An 18,716-nucleotide genomic window follows, 5' to 3' on the forward strand; every position below is an offset into this window, starting at 1 on the left:
AGGCTAGACATGAGTCAAAACTGGTTTATTCGATCAAAAACCAACGGAAATCTTTTCGGTCCTTATACTGTGGATTTAATGAAAACATACATTACACAAGGACGTATAGACGCCAACTACATGATTTCCAGCAATAAAAAACACTGGCAAGAAATCAGCGATTGGGTGGCGAGCGAAAAAAAGAGAATTGGAAAATACAAAATTATCCGTGAGTTAGGTCGCGGTGGTATGGGAGCGGTATATCTCGCCTACGATTCACATTTACAACGTCAATGCGCTCTCAAAGTGATGCTCAACAACAACGATGCCGACGCTTTAAAGCGTTTCCAATTAGAAGCAAAGGCCGTTGCGCAAATACAACACCCGAATATCATTCATATTTACGATATTTGTCAAACCCCCTATCATTTTTTTGTGATGGACTACATAGAAGGTATTCCTTTAGATGAATATATTATTCGTCTCTCCATTCAACAAAAAGTAAAACTTTTTGCCAAAATTTGCGACGCCATCGCTTTTGCTCACAGCAAAAATATTCTACACCGTGATTTAAAACCAGCCAATATTCTCGTAAGGCATGACGGAGAACCGATTGTTGTTGACTTTGGATTGGCCAAAAACATTAAACAACAAGATAATCTTACAAAAACCGGTGATGTGTTCGGCACACCTAAGTACATGGCGCCAGAAATATCCCAAGGTACACCCGGAACGCATCAAGTCGATGTATATGCTCTAGGAATCATTTTATATGAAATGCTGACCGGACGCGTTCCTTTTGATGGGGAAAACCACCTTGAGCTGCTTTATCAAATTACGATGTCAGAACCCATCCCACCTTCAAAACTCAATAGTTCGATACCCAAAGAAGGAGATTTGGAAACGATTTGTTTGAAAGCGTTAGAAAAATCACCACAAAAAAGAATTTCTTCGGTAAGATTTTTACACAAAGAAATACAAAGTTTTTTACAAGGGGAACGCATTCGATTAAAACCTCCTAGCCGTAGTCAAAAAATTATCAAATGGGTACGAAATCACGCCATCCAGTGCTCCATTTTTGTATTGGTATGTTTAGCAAGCATATTTTATTTGTGGACAAACAATGTTCTCCGCGATAAAGGACGTACTGTCCAGTTAGACCTGAACAAAAAATTAATTGACAACAAAGAGCAAGTTTTTCGCAGTAAAAATGACTTGGTAAATACAAAAAGAGAGTCCATTTATAACTACTTACACTTTAAAACTGATGAGCAATTTTTTCATTTAGAAGTTGCGGACAAACTAAAAGATTTGGAAGAGAAAATCGCTATCGAAAAAAAACTGGAGGAAGAATACATTAGCTTAAAAAATCGTCAAGATCGTTATCATCGTTTACAACGAGACGGCGACCCTTATCTTCACCGCAAAGATTTAGACGATCTCTCTGCAGACGTGGCCAATTTATTTGAACGGCTCAAGGCCAAAGATATTTGGTCAGAGAGTCATGCCGCAATGCGCAAACAAGAAAATACGCGCTACTATCAACGTCTTGACGATCACCTGCGTTTTTCGGTTTTACCCAATTTTCCTTCAAAAACAACGCATGCATTGCAAAAAAACGTATTAAGTGTTTGTGTCTCACCCAAAAACAACTACATCGCACAAAAAACCGTTCAGGGGAAATGGTTGCTGTGGAAAAAACCTTTTGGCAAAATCCTCACGACAGACAAAGCCATTGTTTTAGACTGCCTACCGCGTACTTTTAAAAAATCGTATAGTGTGTTTTCTCCCGATGAAAAATTACTTGTTGTCGGAGAGAGCCAAAATCTGTACTTTGTTGATTTGTCAACGCAAAGTTGTGTCTCATACCCTGGCCAGGCAGGAAATGTAGCTTTTGGCACAAAAAATGATCTGGTGAGCTTTTTCTTCGAAGAAGGAGCAAAAGACTTTGTAGGTTTATTTAGTCGTAGCCGCAACAAACTCATCAAAAAATTTCATGCACAGGAGGTATTCTTTGCCGACTTTGGCAACAACCATCTAGTGATGATGTACAATCGTGGAATTTTAGTCTATGATCTACAAAGCGGTAAAATATCGCGTCACCCGACCAAAACAGACTTCTCCAGAAGGCGCGTGGCGATAAATCGCCAAGAAAATCAGTTGATTTTTGTGTCGCGCCTTTCGCTAAAGATTTTCGACTTAAAATCGAAAAAAATGCAAATCGTTCCATTTGAGTTTCCCACAGTAGACCCTTCACTAAAACATAAAAATTTTACGATGTTGGGGCGAAACCAATTTGCTTTTTTACGCAATTCAGGGGAAATCATTATTTCCTACCTAAGCCCTCTATCAAACCAAGACAATACTCTATTGTCGAGTAGGCGCCTTAGGAGTAGTGATAAAAGCATTTATAAACTAGACTTTGCCCCACAGTATTTTTTGGGCGCTTTCACCGATACGGGTATCGACATCATTAGCTCTACGGGAGGCGAAAAAATTATCACCATCGATAAGCCGCAGTTTTATACTGGCGAAGACACTTTCGTGAATGGGCACTTAGCCACCTTACAAAATGGATTACAAGTTTCGCTTGTCACCAAAAAATACTGCGAACAATACTTTTTTCCTTTCAAGAAATATTTGCTAGACAAAGTTACGCAAAAATTAATATTACAGTTTACGAACTTCTATAAAGCCTCTGAAGAAGTAACGCGCGATACGCTCGTCAGCGAAGATTTTCTTATTTGCACAAGTGTTCTTGGATTTTTAGTCTGGAAAAATGGTAAGTTTATCACCAGTTGTAAGGTACTCAAATCTCCGGATAGTTTTGAGTTAAGTAACAATGGAAAATATTTGGCGATTCTTTTTAAGGCAAGTGAGATACGTCTATACGATATGGATACCTTTACAAAGCAATCTACACAACCGCAAAATGTAGACTTACTCGGTCGCTCAGGAAGAAAATATTTAAGGGAACTCGGTCGTAATAACGAAGAAATCCGACGCATAACATTTACAACGGATAATAAATCTCTTCTTCTTGTCAAACCAGATTTACAACTGTATTCTATGAATATCGAGACAAAAAAGTTACGCTGTTTAGTCCCCTCTTCGTCACAGGCAAAATACCAACTCACCAATATGTTGCACACCAATAGCGGTTACGTTCTTGTCGGCATTAATGAAATTTCCCGCAGAAACGGTGGTTTTGCGATCTTTACACCTCATAATAAACGAAGTATTAAGATTAGAAAAGGGAATTACACCTCTGCCATCGCGGTTCACAACACACGTTTTGCCATCGCGGCAGACAATGGCCGCGTTGAAATCTACGAAAATTTTGCGCAGCAAAAAAAAATCATGGAGTTTAAATCTGCGGGGAAACCACTACGACTTCTATTTTCTCCGAACGGACATTACCTCGCCATATTCACAATGACAGATATTTACATTTGTAACCTAAAAATTTATCACCCGCACAAGACAAATGATATTTTTCGTATATATCGTGGGCATTTCAAAAGCCGTGTAGGAATTTTTAGTAACGACTGGAAAAAAGTGTACTTCGCAACAACCAGCGGGGATATCGTCGTTTTCGATCAGAGTTTTTTCGTCGACCACAATGCTTATCAAAAACGAGTCAAGCAGTTGAATCAATTTTCCAAAAAGAACTACAGCGAAACGCTAAATAAACTCGACGAGTTGTTAAAGTAGAACTTATTTTTCTAATTCTTGGAATTTACGCAAATGGTATTTGGCTTTTTCATCGTTTTGCAAAGCGGTGTAGCACGCAGCTAAACTACCATGTGCTTTTTTTCGTAGTGTGGGAGATTCCGTAGCCTTCTCGAAATCCGTTATCGCCAAAGTATACTTACCGATCTTGTAATACAAATGACCGCGATTTAGATACGCCCTGTAAAACTCAGAATCTAATTCTAGAGCTTTGTTTAAGTCTTTTAGACATGAATCGTATTTTTTTAACTCCAAATAAATTCCCGCACGGTTGACATAACTCGGCGCAAAACTAGTGTTCAACTCAATGGCTCTATCGTAATCACGTAAAGCAAGATCATGCTTCTTCAAGTAATGAAAAAAACGACCTCGTATATAGTAATTACTGTAACTTGGTTTCATTTCAATCGTTTTGTTATAGTAGCGAAGAGCCAAGTTGTATTTCTTCATCTGATAATAAATCTCTGCTTGTATCATATACGCCGACCAACTATGAGGGTTGCGTGAGAGTGCTTTATTACAATCCTTCAGAGCAAGATCATACTTTTTCTGTTCCAAATACAGACGAGCGCGATTGTTATACGCCAATTCTGATTCAGGTTTTAACTGCATCGCTTTGTGGTAGTCACGAAGTGCTAAATCGAATTTATAAATACTGAGATAGTAATTACCACGATTATTATACACGTCAAAAAAATCGGGGTCGAGTTCAATGGTTTTACGGAAATCTCTCAACCCAAGACCATGCTTGTTTAGCGCAATATAGACGCGCCCGCGGTAGCTGTAAGCATCCACAAAATCGGGTTTTAACTCAATGGCTTTGTTATAATCGCGAATCGCTAGCTTGTATTTTCCCCATTTGGAAAAGAACCGAGCGCGATCATAGAAACTCAAGTAATAAGGGCGTAGTTCCACGGATTTATTGAAATCGAAAAGGGCAAGTTCATACTTCCCCAGCGCGTTGTAAACATCACCTCGATTGGCATATGCCCACTGACTCTGAGGATTCAGTTCAATCGATTTATTGCCATCAGCAACGGCCAAATCGTATTTTTTTTGTTTACAGTATAACGTACTGCGATTTGCATATGCATCGGAAGAGTTCGGATTAAGATCCATTGCCTTTTGAAAGTCCTGAAGTGCTAAATTGTATTTCTTTTTCTCGCAGTAGTAGTTACCTCGTCCGTTATATGCGTCATCCAAATCTGGTTTTATTTCAATGGCTTTATTGTAATCGCGAAAAGCAAGATCATACTTTTCCAACATACGATATACACGCCCACGACCGTTGTATGCCTCGGCATATTGTGGATTTAACTCAATACTTTTCTCGTAATCGCGAAGGGCAAGTAGGTATTCCCCTTTTTGGAAATAGAGAACACCACGGTTGTTATAAAAACTAGAATCCATAGGCTGAAGTTCAATGGCTTTATTATAATCGCGAAGTGCTAAATCGTACTTTAACAAATAAAAATAGGCAATACCGCGATTGTTGTACGCCTTGTGTGAGTTGGGGTTGTTGCGAATTTGCTCATTGTAGTACGCGATACTTTTTTCGCGATCGCCCATATTTTGCGTTGTATAACCTTTGACAAAACTCCAGTCTTTTTCCTCGCCATATTTCTCTAAGTCGTCAAAAATTTGTGAAAAAAGCACCGAAAATTTTTCATCTTTCTGTAAGGACGCATGTTCTTTGGTTGCATACTCCAATAGTTCCATCACCTTGTTGAGAACAACCTTGGTTTTTTCCTTTTCCGACTTTTCTCCATGCCATGCATTTACAACAAAACCAAAAGAGATCAGAAAAGCTGCCACCGCAACAAACACACTTACACAAAAAGTTTTGTGCTCGGAAGCAGTGTTTTTTAAGGTATCCCACGCCGTGTACTTTTTCGCGATGATCGGCTTGTGGTATTTCAAATTTTTTAGCTCACGCACCAATTGTTTAAAACTGTCATAGCGATATTGTTGTTTTTTCGCCAAGCATTTCAAACAAACCGCTTCAAAATACGGTGAGATGCTAGGGTTGAGTTGCCGCGGAGGAATGGGATGATTTTGCAATATTTGCATCATCAAATTATGATATGTATCTCCTTGATACAAACTACGATATGTCAAAGCTTCATACATCGTGGCACCTACAGAATAAATGTCACTTTGCATTGTGGCATTTCCTTCGAGTTGCTCAGGTGCCATGTACAGTATCGTTCCCATGATGTCACCGGTTTTTGATAAGCTCTTTTCGTAATCGTTCGCGATCTTTGCCACTCCAAAATCCATGACCTTAGGTTCACCATCGTGGTTGATCATAATATTCGAAGGCTTAATATCGCGGTGCAATATACCGTGCTTGTGCGCATGTGCCAACGCATCACACACTTTGATCATTACATCGAGAAAAAATAACAACTTGATTTTTTTTTCTTTGATGATGTGTGAAAGAGTCACCCCCTCGATATATTCCATCGTAAAAAATGGCTGCGGAGATGTACCAAATTCATATAGTTTGGTAATATTTTGGTGTTCTAGTTGTGCCATCGCCGCCGACTCACGCATAAACCGCTTGAGATCTGTCGGGTGATCTTGCTTAATGACTTTTAAAGCCACAGTTCTCTTTAACTGAGTATCTGTCGCCTTGTAAACAACGCCCATTCCCCCACGTCCTAATTCCCCCTCAATCATGTATTTTCCAAATAATTGTCCAATCACAATGGCCTGATCGGTGTTCCTGGGAACTGTAGCGATGGTCTTTTTTAAAATGTTTTCTTCCATAACCACGGTGGGCATTTTTGTATCGTTTGCATGACAAGCTTCGGTGGCAGGAGTACCATTAATCACTTGCGTTGCCATTTTGGGAAAATCGCTATTAACGAGTGTTTGCGGTGCTTGTATTACCGCTGTCGGCATTTTTGTGTCAGAGATATTATGAAGAACGTGCGTTTGCTCAGAAGTCTTTTCATGTAGTCGGTTATTTATTACTTGCGTAGGAATACTACTTTGTCGTTTTGTATCATGTGTTTCTTTTGGCAATTTCTTTTTGTGGTGTTTAGAATCCATAGTATAACCTCTTGATGAACACTACTTAGAACTTTTGATTAGATGATAACTAGTATAACACGCTGTAATCCAATTCTAATTCATTTTTTCGTAAAACGTTAACAGTCGCCGTTTTTATACTTCAATTTTAAAAAAAATGTAGTATATTATAATTACATAAAACTACGTTCGTAGTTAGTTTAAATATATAGAGTTTATAAACTCATTGGGAGGTAATAATGTCTCGTTTCCTTATTTTACTTGCCGTATTGTGTATTGCTTCGAGTTTTACTGCTGCTGACTTAAAAGAGTTGGCAAATGCACAAGAATTTGAAAAAGCAATTGCGGACGCCAAGGTTCCCGTCGTCGTACAGTTTTCTGCATATTGGTGCAATCCTTGTAAAAAACTAAAGAAAACAATAAGCGATGTAAGTACAGAATACACAGACGACCAAATTCTATTTTACTATGTCGACGCTTATGTCAATTCTGAGCTAAAAAAATATATTGATGGTGGCTACCCAACAACTAGATCTTTTACCCAGAAAAAAATGGGCGCCTCATTCGTTGGTAGCAAATCGGCGAAATATGTTAAGTCTTTTGTTTCTAAAGTAATTTCTAAAAGAGTTGCTGAAGACAACAAATTGATTGAGTTGGCAAGTACCCAAGAATTCAACGACATGATTTCCAAAAGTGAATCACCAGTATTTGTACAGTTTTCGGCTCACTGGTGCAACCCTTGCCAAAGACTAAAAGAAAAAGTCAAAAATATTGCCCCACAATACAACGCCACAGAAATAAAATTTTGCTATGTAGACGCATACGAAAACCCTGAATTGAAGAGTTATCTTGAGGGTGGTTACCCTACAAGCAAGATCTTCACCAAAGGCAAAGCGAATGGTGAGTTTCTCGTTGGTGATAAGTCAGAGGCTCAAGTCAAAAAATTTGTCGACAATGCCATTGGTGTTAAAGTTTCCGCGGCCAACGCTGTTATCGAATTCAAAAACACCCAAGAATTTGAATTGGCACTCAAAAGTTCTGACGTCCCGATGATGGTTCAGTTTTCGGCACATTGGTGTTCACCATGCAAACGTTTGCGCAAAACTTTGGATGAAGTGGCTCCACTGTACTCAGAAGACAAAATACAAATTTGTTATGTCGATGCCTATGTAAACACCGAACTTCGTAAATATCTAGATGGTGGTTATCCAACTGTTAAAGTGTTTTTCAAAGGAAAATTGACAAAATCTTCTTTTGTTGGCGACAAGACCAAAAAATTTGTAAACAAATTCGTTAGTGGCATCATAAAAGACGAACAAAAATAATCATCATTAAAGCTATACAGCCATGAGATCATCATGGCTGTAATACCTTACTACAATCTCAAGTCGACGTCTTACCTCTATGAGGGTATATCCTAATGTCAAAAAAAAAAATTTTTTACTTCTTGGCGTTTTTCCTAATCGTGACTTTAGGTGGAGTGATTTATTATGTATACACTCTTGCCAACAACCAAGAGTTTTTACAAACAAAATTTCGTCAGACAATAAAGAATTTTTTTCCACCACACATAGCTGACAAATTTACCCCTCCCAAAAACATCAACTTTGATTTCCGTGAAAAAATACTAACGATCCAAGATATTCACGTACGTGATTTACAAAACAATACATTTGTTAGTATCGCAGAATTACAAATCAAACTTTCGAGTCTCGTGCAACAAAAAATATCGAGTGTGGTGATCAAAAAACCACAAGTTTTTATCCGCAAACAAAACGACAAGTATAACTACCATTACCTTGTAGAAAACTACATTACTCCTCCTAAAACAGGCGACAAGCCTTCTGCTGATAAACTACCCGATATTCATGTTTACGGCGGGGAAGTATCCTACAATGATCCAAAGATTTTCACGCAACAAATTTCCTGCTCACAACTAAACATTGCAGCAAATTCCGTTGATAACAAATACAATTTTACATTGGACGCGGCTTGTAACTTCTTAACATCAAAGCTAAACGTAAAAGGCGAATTTGCGGATGTTACCAGTGTAAAAAGTGCGGATATTAAGCTCAAGCTCGACGATCTACACAACAAACTGGTGTCGTGGCCGCGTGAACTAGATGTAGCAGGTGACATTTCGTTAAAAAACATTTCATTTAATAGTAAGAAGGGTTTTCAAGCCCAGTTTTTGACTAACTGTTCATCTATCTATTGGCGTGATGGCGTTTTAGATTCATACCCCCTTACCAATCTAAGTATTCGTTCTCCTATTTCCAATAAAGGCTTCGAAAACATAGATTTGCAATGTGTATTTTTGAAAGAACGTATCACCGGAAACAACGGTTCATGGGGAGTAAATGGTGGCCGTCTGTTCTTGACAACACAGGACATTTCCGTAACAAATGCATGGCTTGGCAAATACCAGCACCTACACCCAATGATTAAAGAAATAAAAGAGGTAGGAAAAATCAATGCCTCTATGAAAAATAGCTTTGAGCTAAAACAGGAAAAGCAAAAATTTAGTTGGAAAATGCTATGTTCCATAGATAAAGGCTCTTTTGTCTATCGCAACAAAAAACCAACCACGATAGACAACATACGCTTTCAGGTACAAATTGATGATACCGCAGCGACTATTCATCAAGGAGAATGGCGTTTTTGCAACGGAACATGTCGCTTTGATCCTTATGGGAAAATTCTCTGGGAAGATCAGCGTTTAAAAGATGTGAATATAGAACTCGACAATGTTCATCTAACGCGCCAATTTTGGGATTCCATTCCTTTTGGAGACGAAATTTGGCAGTTTTCTCAAGCAGAAGGCAAGGTCAGTGGTCGTGTTACTTTTCCCGAAAAATTTGACCCCAGTATATCGAGAAATTTGTCTTTTCCCGTGCACTATATCCCTAAAATAGATGTGTATGTCAAAGACGCTTCGGTCACTATTTGGGAAGCACCTGTTCCTGTTAAAAATGCCCAGGGTAACGTTGTTTTCGAAAACGGTATTCTGTATCTAAACAACCTAACATGCAATACGCGAGATTATGGAGGAAGTGGACTTGTAAACGGTAAGATTTGGCTAGCGGTCAAACCATATCCATGTCTAAAACTCGATATAAAATGTAAACAATGCGAAGTTCGTCCGGGAATATACGAATTATTCAACAACAACAAGCCTTTTTTGGGTAGGCTGCGAGAGTGGCACAAAATCGTCGCCAGAGTTTGGGAAGAAATCAGCCCCAAAGGAGGTAAAGTTGACGTAGAAGTTATCGTTGATAAGAAGTTGGGAACAGGAACATTAGATCCTGAAGCTTTAGTACGCGTAGAAACTTTTGATACCCAAATTGCCTATAAAAATTTCTACTATCCTGTAAAAAATGTAAACGGTGTTGTCGTTGTTGATATCAAACAAGAAAAACAAAGAGTCGATATTAAAAATTTTACCGCACGCAATGCCGAGGGTAGCTTCTTTATAGAAGGTTTACTCATTCCTCAAAAAATCGATGACGAATTCAAAATTGCGCTCGATTTAGAAGTAAAAGGTAACAACGCTCTCCTCAACAACGACCTGCGCGATGCCTTGGACAAAAACAGCAAAGATATTTGGCAACAACTCTCGCCACAAGGACAAATCGATGCCATAGTCAAAGTACATAAATCAGCTTACAAAGAAGATGTAGAGTGGCAAGCAGATATTGAGCTAAATCAAGTAACCGTTTCTCATAAAAAATTCTGCTACCCCGTACGAGAAATTATGGGTGACGCGCGTATTTCGCCTGGTAAATTCCGTTTAAACGCCTCAGGATTGAGTGTCAACGATTCTCAAATAAACATTGAAGGTCTTGTGGAAAACGATCGTTATAGTTTTAGTACTATGGTAAAAGATTTCCCTATCGAAAAAAAAGTTTTCGATTATATTCCTGGTGGTAAAGACATTCATGATTTATTTCGTCTCAAGGGCAAAATAAACCTAGAAATTGACATACGCGGAAAACAAAAGAAAATGGATTGGCAAGCCAAAGTTACCCTAAATCACATGACAGGATACTACAAAAAATTTCCTTACCATTTTGACGATGTGTACGGAACTGTATTGGTAAACCCCAAAGAAGTAAAAATAGAGAACTGTTATTTGCGCCGTAAACAAATGACTGCGCGGTTGCAAGGTATTGTCAAATCAGACGACTACCAGCTATCCATCAGTGGAAATCAAGTAATTGTAGATAAGCACCTACAACGTTGCTACCCAGAAGACGTAAAAAAATCTCTTGTTGACTTCAAAATGAAGGGCATAGTGGACTTTCAGTTAATTATTCGTCCAGGACAAACCCCATTTCATCTAGTGGTTTTTCCCAAAAATTTAGACTTTATTTATAAAGACTTTCCTTACCATTTAAAAAATTTACGTTCCGCAGCAAATGCGCCTATTGAAGTGGATATCAACACAGTCAAGTTACGCAATATAGTATCAAAAACGAAACATGGTAATATTGCCATAGATGGCGTTATAGACATTCTTCAAGATGGAAAAACAATTGTTGACCTTAAATGCCGTGCCGAGAATTTACAAATGGATCAGTTACTCTACACAGCTCTGCGTCCATATCTAAAGGAAATTTTGACTACCCTAAAACCCAAGGGTACTGTAAAAAATATTGACTTTGCTCTTTTTTACAAGGAAGAAAAAAAACAGCCATATTTTCGCTATCGTGTTGATAACTTAAACATCGATTCAGTCATGGCGGAGGACGCTTTTTTGCGCCAACTCTCGGGAAACTTTTCTTGTTCGGGATTTACCTTCAATGGAAAAAATACCATGAATGGTAAGTGCAGATCAGGGAGTATAAAGCTAGATTCCGTAAGTTTACAAGACTTAAACGCAGATATCAAATTTTTCAATCGCTACTTATCGCTAAAACCAAAAGCAAAAATGTACGATGGGAATATACAAGGCGAAATACTAATGGACACCAGTAGTTATGGTGGATACAAAGGATCTTTTTCTATTGACAAAGTTAGTCTAGCCAAACTAGTAAGAGATGTGAAACAGGAAAAAAAAGTAGATGTCTCTGGACTGTTATCCGGTTTTTTCAAATTTGAAGGAACTAGTTACAACTCCGAGCAACTCACCGGTAGTGGAAAAATAGATGTCAAAGATGGTAATCTCTGGGAATTCCCCATCTTCCTGGCCATCTTTGACTTATTCGCTTTGCCTTCTAAACCCAGCTTTCGCGAAGGGAGTATGAAATTTTCCTTTTCACCAAAAACCATTCAAATTTTATCTCTACAATTAAGTTCTTCATTGTTATCTATTTCGGGAAGCGGTAGTATAAAAAATGGTCAGTGTAATATACGTTTGCGCACAAATTTGACCCCGAGAATTATACCGCGTATACCTCTGGTAACCGATGTTCTAGATTATGTAAAAGATGGTGTACTTGGTTTATCTTTAACAGGAACAGTACAAAATCCAAGAGTTTCTTTTCTACATTGGAAAGAGTTTCAAAAAATGATCAGTGGTTCAAAAGACAAGTGAGTAAATAAAATGACAAATGTATTAATTACAGGGGCCGGTGGACAAATTGGAACGGAACTGCGACTCATGCTTTGTGAGACGTATGGTAACGATCACGTCATTGCTTCCGATATCCGAAAATCTGACACCGTAGATACTCTTTTAGATGTGACAAATGCTCGCGATATAGAGCATATGATAAAAGAAAATAATATTAATACTATTTTCCACATGGCGGCGGTATTGTCGGCAACGGGTGAAAAACAACCGGAACTCGCGTGGCAAGTAAATATGAATGGCTTATGGAACGTACTTGAATCTGCGCGAAAGTGCGGAGTTAAAAAAGTTTTTTTTCCTAGCTCCATCGCTGTTTTTGGTCCAGATGTACCAAGAAAAAATTGTCCACAAAACGTTTCCTTGCATCCAACGACATTATATGGCATCAATAAAGTATCTGGAGAACTGTTGAGTCAATATTACTACGAAAAATACGGTTTAGATGTGCGCAGTATACGTTATCCAGGCTTGATTAGCTATAAAGCAATGCCTGGCGGCGGAACAACGGACTACGCGGTAGAAATTTTTTATGAAGCGATAAAGTCGCAACACTATACTTGTTTCGTACGCAAAGATACGCGCTTGCCGATGATGTATATGTCAGACGCAATTCGTGCAACTATTGACATTATGAATGCGGAACGCAAAAACCTTACCGTTCAAGGGGCATACAACATTGCCGCGATGCATTTTTCTGCGGAGGAGTTGGTAAGCGAAATCCAAAAACATATTCCCCAGTTCACATGTGAATATTCCCCAGATGAACGCCAAGCCTATGCAGATTCATGGCCTGATAGTGTTGAAGATTCACATGCTCGTAAAGATTGGAGCTGGCAACCCGAATACGATTTAGCGGCGATGGTGAGCGATATGATCACGCAAATTTCCCATAAAATGAAAACTCCTGCAACATAGTTTTATCAGGCGGTACTCGATATGCTAAAAACAAAATACATTGCACTTATCATATCCATGATGCTCAGTTTGTCTCTTTATGGAGTAGAGGGAAAAATAACTCTGGAGAATGGGAAAACATATGAAGGTACTATTGAAGCTCGTTTATTGCGTATAAAAGACATTTTTCAGAACAAAGATGTAAAAATTCGCGTCAAACAAATTTACAGCGTAAAGCTTCTCCACGAGAGTTTAGAACAAAATTTAGAGTGGAGTTCCAAAAAAGAAATCGTCGTCAAAAGACATATTTTAATGATCACAACGCGCAAAGGACAAAGGTATTGGGGACGTGCGCGCTGGCGTATACGCATTATAAAAAACAATAAAGAACGTTCGTTTGTATTCCCCACAAAACAAAATTTAGGTCAAAAACGCAAGAACTACTACGCGAAGTCTCTTATCATTAACGAGAATATTGCATTACCAACAAAACAATTTCCTTATCTTCAAGGTAACTTTTCGCCAAACCTACGTAAAAATATCATAAGTGTTTTTGGTATTCATTATCAATTAGGCGCCTTTTTCCGCGCAGGGTTGACAAAAACAGGTTATGAATTCCACAATATTTTTCCAGGCATCTATGATTTCATCATTGTCACGAACAAGGGACTTATTTTTCATCTGACAAAACCAAAACGGCAAAAAATTTTAGACAGTGTTGTTGATGAATACCAGTATGGAAGAAATTTAAAAAAATGGATAGAGGAACGCGGAAATTTGAACGTTCGCTACCAAGTCATGTTCTATATTGGGCACCTCTCTGATACTAGAGTTTTTATTATGAAAAAAGATCGCAAACAAGTTACCTATTTATTGTGGGTTTGTAAATATCGTAAAAACAGAAAAAAATGGAGCATAAAAAATCAAGCACAACTTTATTCACAACCTATGGATAATAAAGCTATTCCACGCTTATTCATCGATCAAAAGTTAGGTGGAATACACGTACTTTTTGGTAAAAAACAATGGAATTATTTAATCGAGTAAATACTATGAGATGGCTTTTTTTATTACTATTGTTAACCAGTATGATAAACGCGGATTTAGAGAAGTATATCTTTGCTAAAGACAAAGCGTTTTCGTGGGAAGAATTGGACAAAAAAGATAATGTTCACAAACTTGCTTTTACTTCACAAGTTTGGCAAGAAAAGAGTTGGTATCATCACCTTTATGTGGTACTACCTGAAGGGGAAGTTAAAAATAATACGGCTTTGCTATGGATCGCCGGTAGTGGTGATGGCAAAACAGAAATTAAATTTGCAAAAAAAATTGCGACACTGAGTAAAAGTGTTGTTTTTGTTTTAATGGCGGTTCCCAATCAACCGATGTTTAATGGTTTATTTGAAGATCAGTTGCTGGCATACTCAATTGCAAAAACCATCAAGAAGCAAGACACAAAACACTTGATCTTGTATCCCATGGTAAAAAGCGCTATCCAAGCAATGAATCTAGCGCAAGAATTTGCGAAGAACAAACAACTAAAAATAGATAGCTTCGTAGTAACAGGTGCCTCTAAGAGAGGCTGGACAACATGGCTAACTTCTTTAGATCCTAGAGTAAAAGCCATCGTTCCCATTGTCTTTGATTTCCTCAATATAAAAAAACAAATAAAGCATTATATGGATATTTGGGGGGAATACGGTTCATTCGTAAAAGATTACGACAAAGCAGGTGTATTTCGTGATATAGTCACGGAAAAAGGAACAATTGTCGCCAAAGCCATTGATCCATATTCTTATAGAGAGCGTATTTTAATTCCGAAGTTCATCGTTCTCGCCACCAATGATCGATTTTCTCCGCTCATTAATCTTAACTCGTATTACGAAGGTCTAAAGGGCAAAACATACATTTGTTATGTGCCCAACAATCGTCATCGTATCAAGTCTACATCTCGCATCCGTAACATTATCGTTGCAGCACTTCACTATGCAAATAGTGGCGAGAAGCTTCCCGAATTTTCCTGGGGATTTCAAGACAAAAAACAGAAGGTCAAAATACCTCTGAAAATAAAAGGAGCGTTAGACAAAGTGAATATTTGGCACACAGATGCCACCACAGGACGTGATTTTCGTAATGCGTCGTGGAAAAGCTTTGAACTTCCCAAATTTATCACATCAGCAACTGTAAGAGTCCGTGAAGGAATTTATCGTGCCGCTTTTGTGGAAGCAATTTTCAAATACGGCAATGGTGAGGTAAGCTTTTCTTCTACGGTGAGAGTGTTTAAGTAGAACTTTGATTTGCAAATATATGGTGAAAATAATATGCCATCCTCAATTTTATGAGGATGGCATACTTTAGAGAATAAGTTACTCTTTTACTTCAAATTCGGCATCAATAACATCATCATTCTTCTTTTCCGCTTCTGGCTCTTCGCCTGCACTTGGTTGTGGACCGCCTGGCTGACCTTGAGCTTGAGCTTGTTCTTGCTCGTACATCATTTTACCAATTTCCTGGCATGCAACACTGAAGTTTTCCATTTCTTTTTTCATCTCATCAATATCGCCACCTTCGATAGCCTTCTTGAGCTTTTCTTTGGCGTCTTCGATGTTTTTCTTTTGATCTTCAGAAATTTTATCTCCATGCTCGGCAATGGGTTTTTCCATTGTGTATAGCAAGTTCTCTGCCTGATTTTTTGTATCAATGCGCTCTTTAATTTTCTTGTCTTCTTCCGCGTGCTTTTCTGCATCTTGACGCATTTTTTCAATTTCTTCCTCTGATAATCCGGAAGAATTTTGAATTTGGATAGATTGTTCTTTTCCAGTTTTCTTGTCTTTAGCAGACACATGCAAAATACCGTTTGCATCGATATTAAAGGAAACCTCAATTTGCGGAATACCACGTGGAGCAGGTGCGATACCATCTAGGCGAAAGTTACCCAAGGTACGGTTATCGTTTGCCATGCTACGTTCACCTTGTAAGATGTGGATGTCTACCGCAGTTTGGTTGTCCGCCGCAGTGGAAAATACCTCTTTCTTTTCGGTAGGAATCGTTGTATTTTTTTGAATAAGAGGTGTCATCATAGCACCAAGAGTTTCGATTCCAAGAGATAGAGGGGTTACATCGAGAAGAAGAACATCTTTTAGCTTGCTATCTCCTGCGAGGATACCACCTTGGATTGCCGCACCCAAAGCCACAACTTCATCTGGATTCACACCCTTGTGCGGATCTTTTCCAAAAATTTCTTTTACCATTGCTTGCACACAAGGAATACGGCTAGAACCACCAACAAGAACGACTTCATCTATATCACTCGCTTTTAACTTTGCGTCTTTTAATGCTTGAACACAAGGGGTTTTTGTTCTTTCGACCAAGTCTTTCACGAGTTGCTCAAACTGCGCACGAGTTATTTTTTTTGTTAAGTGTTTTGGGCCACTTTGATCCGCGGTGATAAACGGTAAATTCACATCGGTTTGCATTACAGTAGAAAGTTCGCACTTCGCTTTTTCTGCAGCTTCTTTAAGACGTTGCAAAGCCATTTCATCTTTACGTAAATCAATACCTTGTTCTTTTTTGAAATCTTCTGCCAAAAAGTGAATGAGAGCTTCGTCAAAATCGTCTCCACCAAGACGGGTGTCTCCATTGGTCGATTTTACTTCAAAAACATCTTCGCCCACTTCGAGAATAGATACGTCAAAGGTACCTCCACCTAGGTCAAAAACCACTATTTTTTGGTTTTTCTTCTTTTCTAAACCATATGCTAATGAAGCGGCTGTAGGTTCGTTGATAATTCTCTTAACTTCCAAACCAGCGATACGTCCGGCATCTTTAGTCGCTTGTCTCTGGCTATCATTGAAATATGCAGGTACAGTTACAACGGCTTCTTTTATTTCTTCACCTAGATAATCTTCTGCGGCTTTTTTCAAATTGCGCAAAACAAACGAGCTGATCTCTGGTGGCGTATATGTTTTTCCGTCAATATTTACTTTAACGAGATCGTTCGCTTCTCCCTCGATGCTGTATGGGATCATTTTTTCTTCTGAAGCAACTTCGCCGTGTCTTCTCCCCATAAATCTCTTGATAGAAAAAATAGTATTTTTTGGATTTGTCACAGCCTGGCGCTTTGCGGTTACACCAACTAGTCGTTCACCATCTTTTGTGAATGCAACAACTGAAGGAGTAATACGGCTACCATCAGTATTGGCAATTACGACGGGTTGTTCACCTTCCATAACGGCAACAACGGAATTGGTAGTTCCTAAATCAATACCTATAATTTTACCCATGATTTATCCCTTTATTCTGAAATTTGCGGAGTATCGTGTAAGTTTTTTATCTATATTTTTATTTTATTTTTATCTGTAGCAAATAGCATGCCGTAAAACCCCGCAACAATATAAAACCTTTCAAATAAATAACTTAAAGAGGAAGCGCATCGATTTACGATAGTTCATATTGCCAATATATGCTCTTTTATGCTGTAGAATAATGTCATTTTGGCGGAGATATTCTTGTAAAATTTTTAATAAATATTATAATATTAAAGATTAAACAAAATAATACATTCTTTTAAAAAGAATAAACACATGTCTTAGGTAAGTTATTTAGGTCTACTTGTTTTGTTTCACTATGCATAGTGATCAGCAAACATTGATTTTATATAGGAGAAACAAGTTGGAGATTACAGAAGTTAAAGTTAAAGTTGTCGAATCAAAAAATGATAGACTGCAAGCTTTTTGCAGCATTACAATCGACAATTGTTTTGTGATTCGCGATTTAAAAATCATCGAAGGCGCCAAAGGGGCTTTCGTGGCTATGCCGAGTAGAAAAATAATGGGTAAATGTCCTCATTGTAGTGCAAAAAATCATATTAAAGCTCGTTTTTGTAACGAATGTGGTGTACAACTCACAGAGGGAGACAAGGCAAAAGGAGCAAAACTGCACGCTGATATAGCCCATCCAATTAATTCAGAATGTCGTAATCTACTCCAAGACAAAATTCTTGAAGTCTACGAAAAAGAAAAAGCCATTTTTCTACAACAATTTGCCGGGCAACCCGCATAAACAAATCTAAAAATAAAAACCTTCAAGCTCAGACTTGTTGGTATAAATGGATTTATAATACTTCAAATGCAAGTTCTCAATCCTTCGATTGAGAACTTTTGCTATTTATCTTCTTAAACACAACTCATACCTATTCAAAACAAAAAAAAGGTAAAACCTTACCAATAGTTTTCTTATTGAGAATATACTCCAAATCTCGTGCTGTTTTAAAGCGACCTTTTTGCAAACGGAAGATATGAATTTTTTGCGCTGTCTTTTTTCCGATACCAGGTACGATACACAAACGCTCTCTACGACAGGAATTGATGTTAATTTTGTTATTTGCAAGAAAAATACTCTGATATTGTATATAATGTGTATAAAAGAACAAAACGTGACATAGTAAAAATACATACAGCAGTGTATTCGTCTGTTTTTTCATGAATCTTCTTTCTAGGAAAAA

Annotated in this window: 10 protein-coding genes; 7 read left to right on the forward strand and 3 right to left on the reverse strand. The window is 38.1% G+C overall.

Going from position 1 to position 18,716, the window contains the following annotated elements:
• Positions 1-9 precede the first annotated feature (9 nt).
• The gene (locus UABAM_RS12240) at positions 10-3,693 is read left to right on the forward strand and encodes a serine/threonine protein kinase (RefSeq protein WP_151968292.1); all 3,684 of its coding nucleotides are present in this window, start codon (positions 10-12) and stop codon (positions 3,691-3,693) included.
• A 3-nt stretch (positions 3,694-3,696) separates the two neighbouring features.
• On the opposite strand, the gene UABAM_RS12245 is transcribed toward UABAM_RS12240, so the two are convergent.
• Positions 3,697-6,768 (reverse strand): tetratricopeptide repeat protein, encoded by a 3,072-nt coding sequence (locus tag UABAM_RS12245; RefSeq protein WP_151968293.1) that lies wholly within the window; start codon positions 6,766-6,768, stop codon positions 3,697-3,699.
• 218 nt (positions 6,769-6,986) lie between these two features.
• On the opposite strand from UABAM_RS12245, the gene UABAM_RS12250 reads away from it, so the two are divergent.
• The 5 genes from UABAM_RS12250 to UABAM_RS12270 all read left to right on the forward strand — a co-directional run bounded on the left by UABAM_RS12250 (position 6,987) and on the right by UABAM_RS12270 (position 15,501).
• The gene (locus UABAM_RS12250) at positions 6,987-8,072 is read left to right on the forward strand and encodes a thioredoxin family protein (protein WP_151968294.1); all 1,086 of its coding nucleotides are present in this window, start codon (positions 6,987-6,989) and stop codon (positions 8,070-8,072) included.
• Between the two features lie 95 nt (positions 8,073-8,167).
• Positions 8,168-12,283 (forward strand): AsmA family protein, encoded by a 4,116-nt coding sequence (locus UABAM_RS12255; protein ID WP_151968295.1) that lies wholly within the window; start codon positions 8,168-8,170, stop codon positions 12,281-12,283.
• Between the two features lie 9 nt (positions 12,284-12,292).
• Positions 12,293-13,234 (forward strand): NAD-dependent epimerase/dehydratase family protein, encoded by a 942-nt coding sequence (locus UABAM_RS12260; RefSeq protein ID WP_151968296.1) that lies wholly within the window; start codon positions 12,293-12,295, stop codon positions 13,232-13,234.
• Positions 13,235-13,255: 21 nt separating this feature from the next.
• Complete coding sequence (locus UABAM_RS12265) at positions 13,256-14,260, forward strand: hypothetical protein (protein WP_151968297.1); 1,005 nt, start codon at positions 13,256-13,258, stop codon at positions 14,258-14,260.
• 5 nt (positions 14,261-14,265) lie between these two features.
• A complete protein-coding gene (locus tag UABAM_RS12270; protein WP_173013270.1) occupies positions 14,266-15,501 on the forward strand; it encodes a PhoPQ-activated protein PqaA family protein in 1,236 nt (411 codons plus the stop codon).
• Positions 15,502-15,579: 78 nt separating this feature from the next.
• Here UABAM_RS12270 and dnaK read toward each other — a convergent pair whose 3' ends face one another.
• Positions 15,580-17,496, reverse strand: coding sequence for a molecular chaperone DnaK (gene dnaK / locus UABAM_RS12275; protein ID WP_151968299.1), 1,917 nt, complete (start codon positions 17,494-17,496; stop codon positions 15,580-15,582).
• 388 nt (positions 17,497-17,884) lie between these two features.
• Between dnaK and UABAM_RS12280 the strand changes: the two genes are divergently transcribed.
• On the forward strand, positions 17,885-18,274 hold the full coding sequence (locus UABAM_RS12280; RefSeq protein ID WP_151968300.1) for a SpoVG family protein: 390 nt from the start codon (positions 17,885-17,887) through the stop codon (positions 18,272-18,274).
• Positions 18,275-18,404: 130 nt separating this feature from the next.
• Here UABAM_RS12280 and UABAM_RS12285 read toward each other — a convergent pair whose 3' ends face one another.
• Entirely contained in the window at positions 18,405-18,695 is a 291-nt protein-coding gene (locus tag UABAM_RS12285) for a ComEA family DNA-binding protein (RefSeq protein ID WP_151968301.1), read from the reverse strand.
• Positions 18,696-18,716: the final 21 nt, after the last annotated feature.

The sequence above is a fragment of the Candidatus Uabimicrobium amorphum genome, from assembly GCF_009002475.1.
Taxonomy (GTDB): Bacteria; Planctomycetota; Uabimicrobiia; order Uabimicrobiales; family Uabimicrobiaceae; genus Uabimicrobium; species Uabimicrobium amorphum.

Excerpts from the sequence above, each read along its gene's own strand:
- UABAM_RS12240 (WP_151968292.1), top strand. The coding sequence starts at position 10 with ATGAGTCAAAACTGGTTTATTCGATCAAAAACCAACGGAAATCTTTTC.
- UABAM_RS12245 (WP_151968293.1), bottom strand. The coding sequence starts at position 6,768 with ATGGATTCTAAACACCACAAAAAGAAATTGCCAAAAGAAACACATGAT.
- dnaK (WP_151968299.1), bottom strand. The coding sequence starts at position 17,496 with ATGGGTAAAATTATAGGTATTGATTTAGGAACTACCAATTCCGTTGTT.
- UABAM_RS12265 (WP_151968297.1), top strand. The coding sequence starts at position 13,256 with ATGCTAAAAACAAAATACATTGCACTTATCATATCCATGATGCTCAGT.
- UABAM_RS12255 (WP_151968295.1), top strand. The coding sequence starts at position 8,168 with ATGTCAAAAAAAAAAATTTTTTACTTCTTGGCGTTTTTCCTAATCGTG.
- UABAM_RS12250 (WP_151968294.1), top strand. The coding sequence starts at position 6,987 with ATGTCTCGTTTCCTTATTTTACTTGCCGTATTGTGTATTGCTTCGAGT.
- UABAM_RS12270 (WP_173013270.1), top strand. The coding sequence starts at position 14,266 with ATGAGATGGCTTTTTTTATTACTATTGTTAACCAGTATGATAAACGCG.
- UABAM_RS12285 (WP_151968301.1), bottom strand. The coding sequence starts at position 18,695 with ATGAAAAAACAGACGAATACACTGCTGTATGTATTTTTACTATGTCAC.
- UABAM_RS12260 (WP_151968296.1), top strand. The coding sequence starts at position 12,293 with ATGACAAATGTATTAATTACAGGGGCCGGTGGACAAATTGGAACGGAA.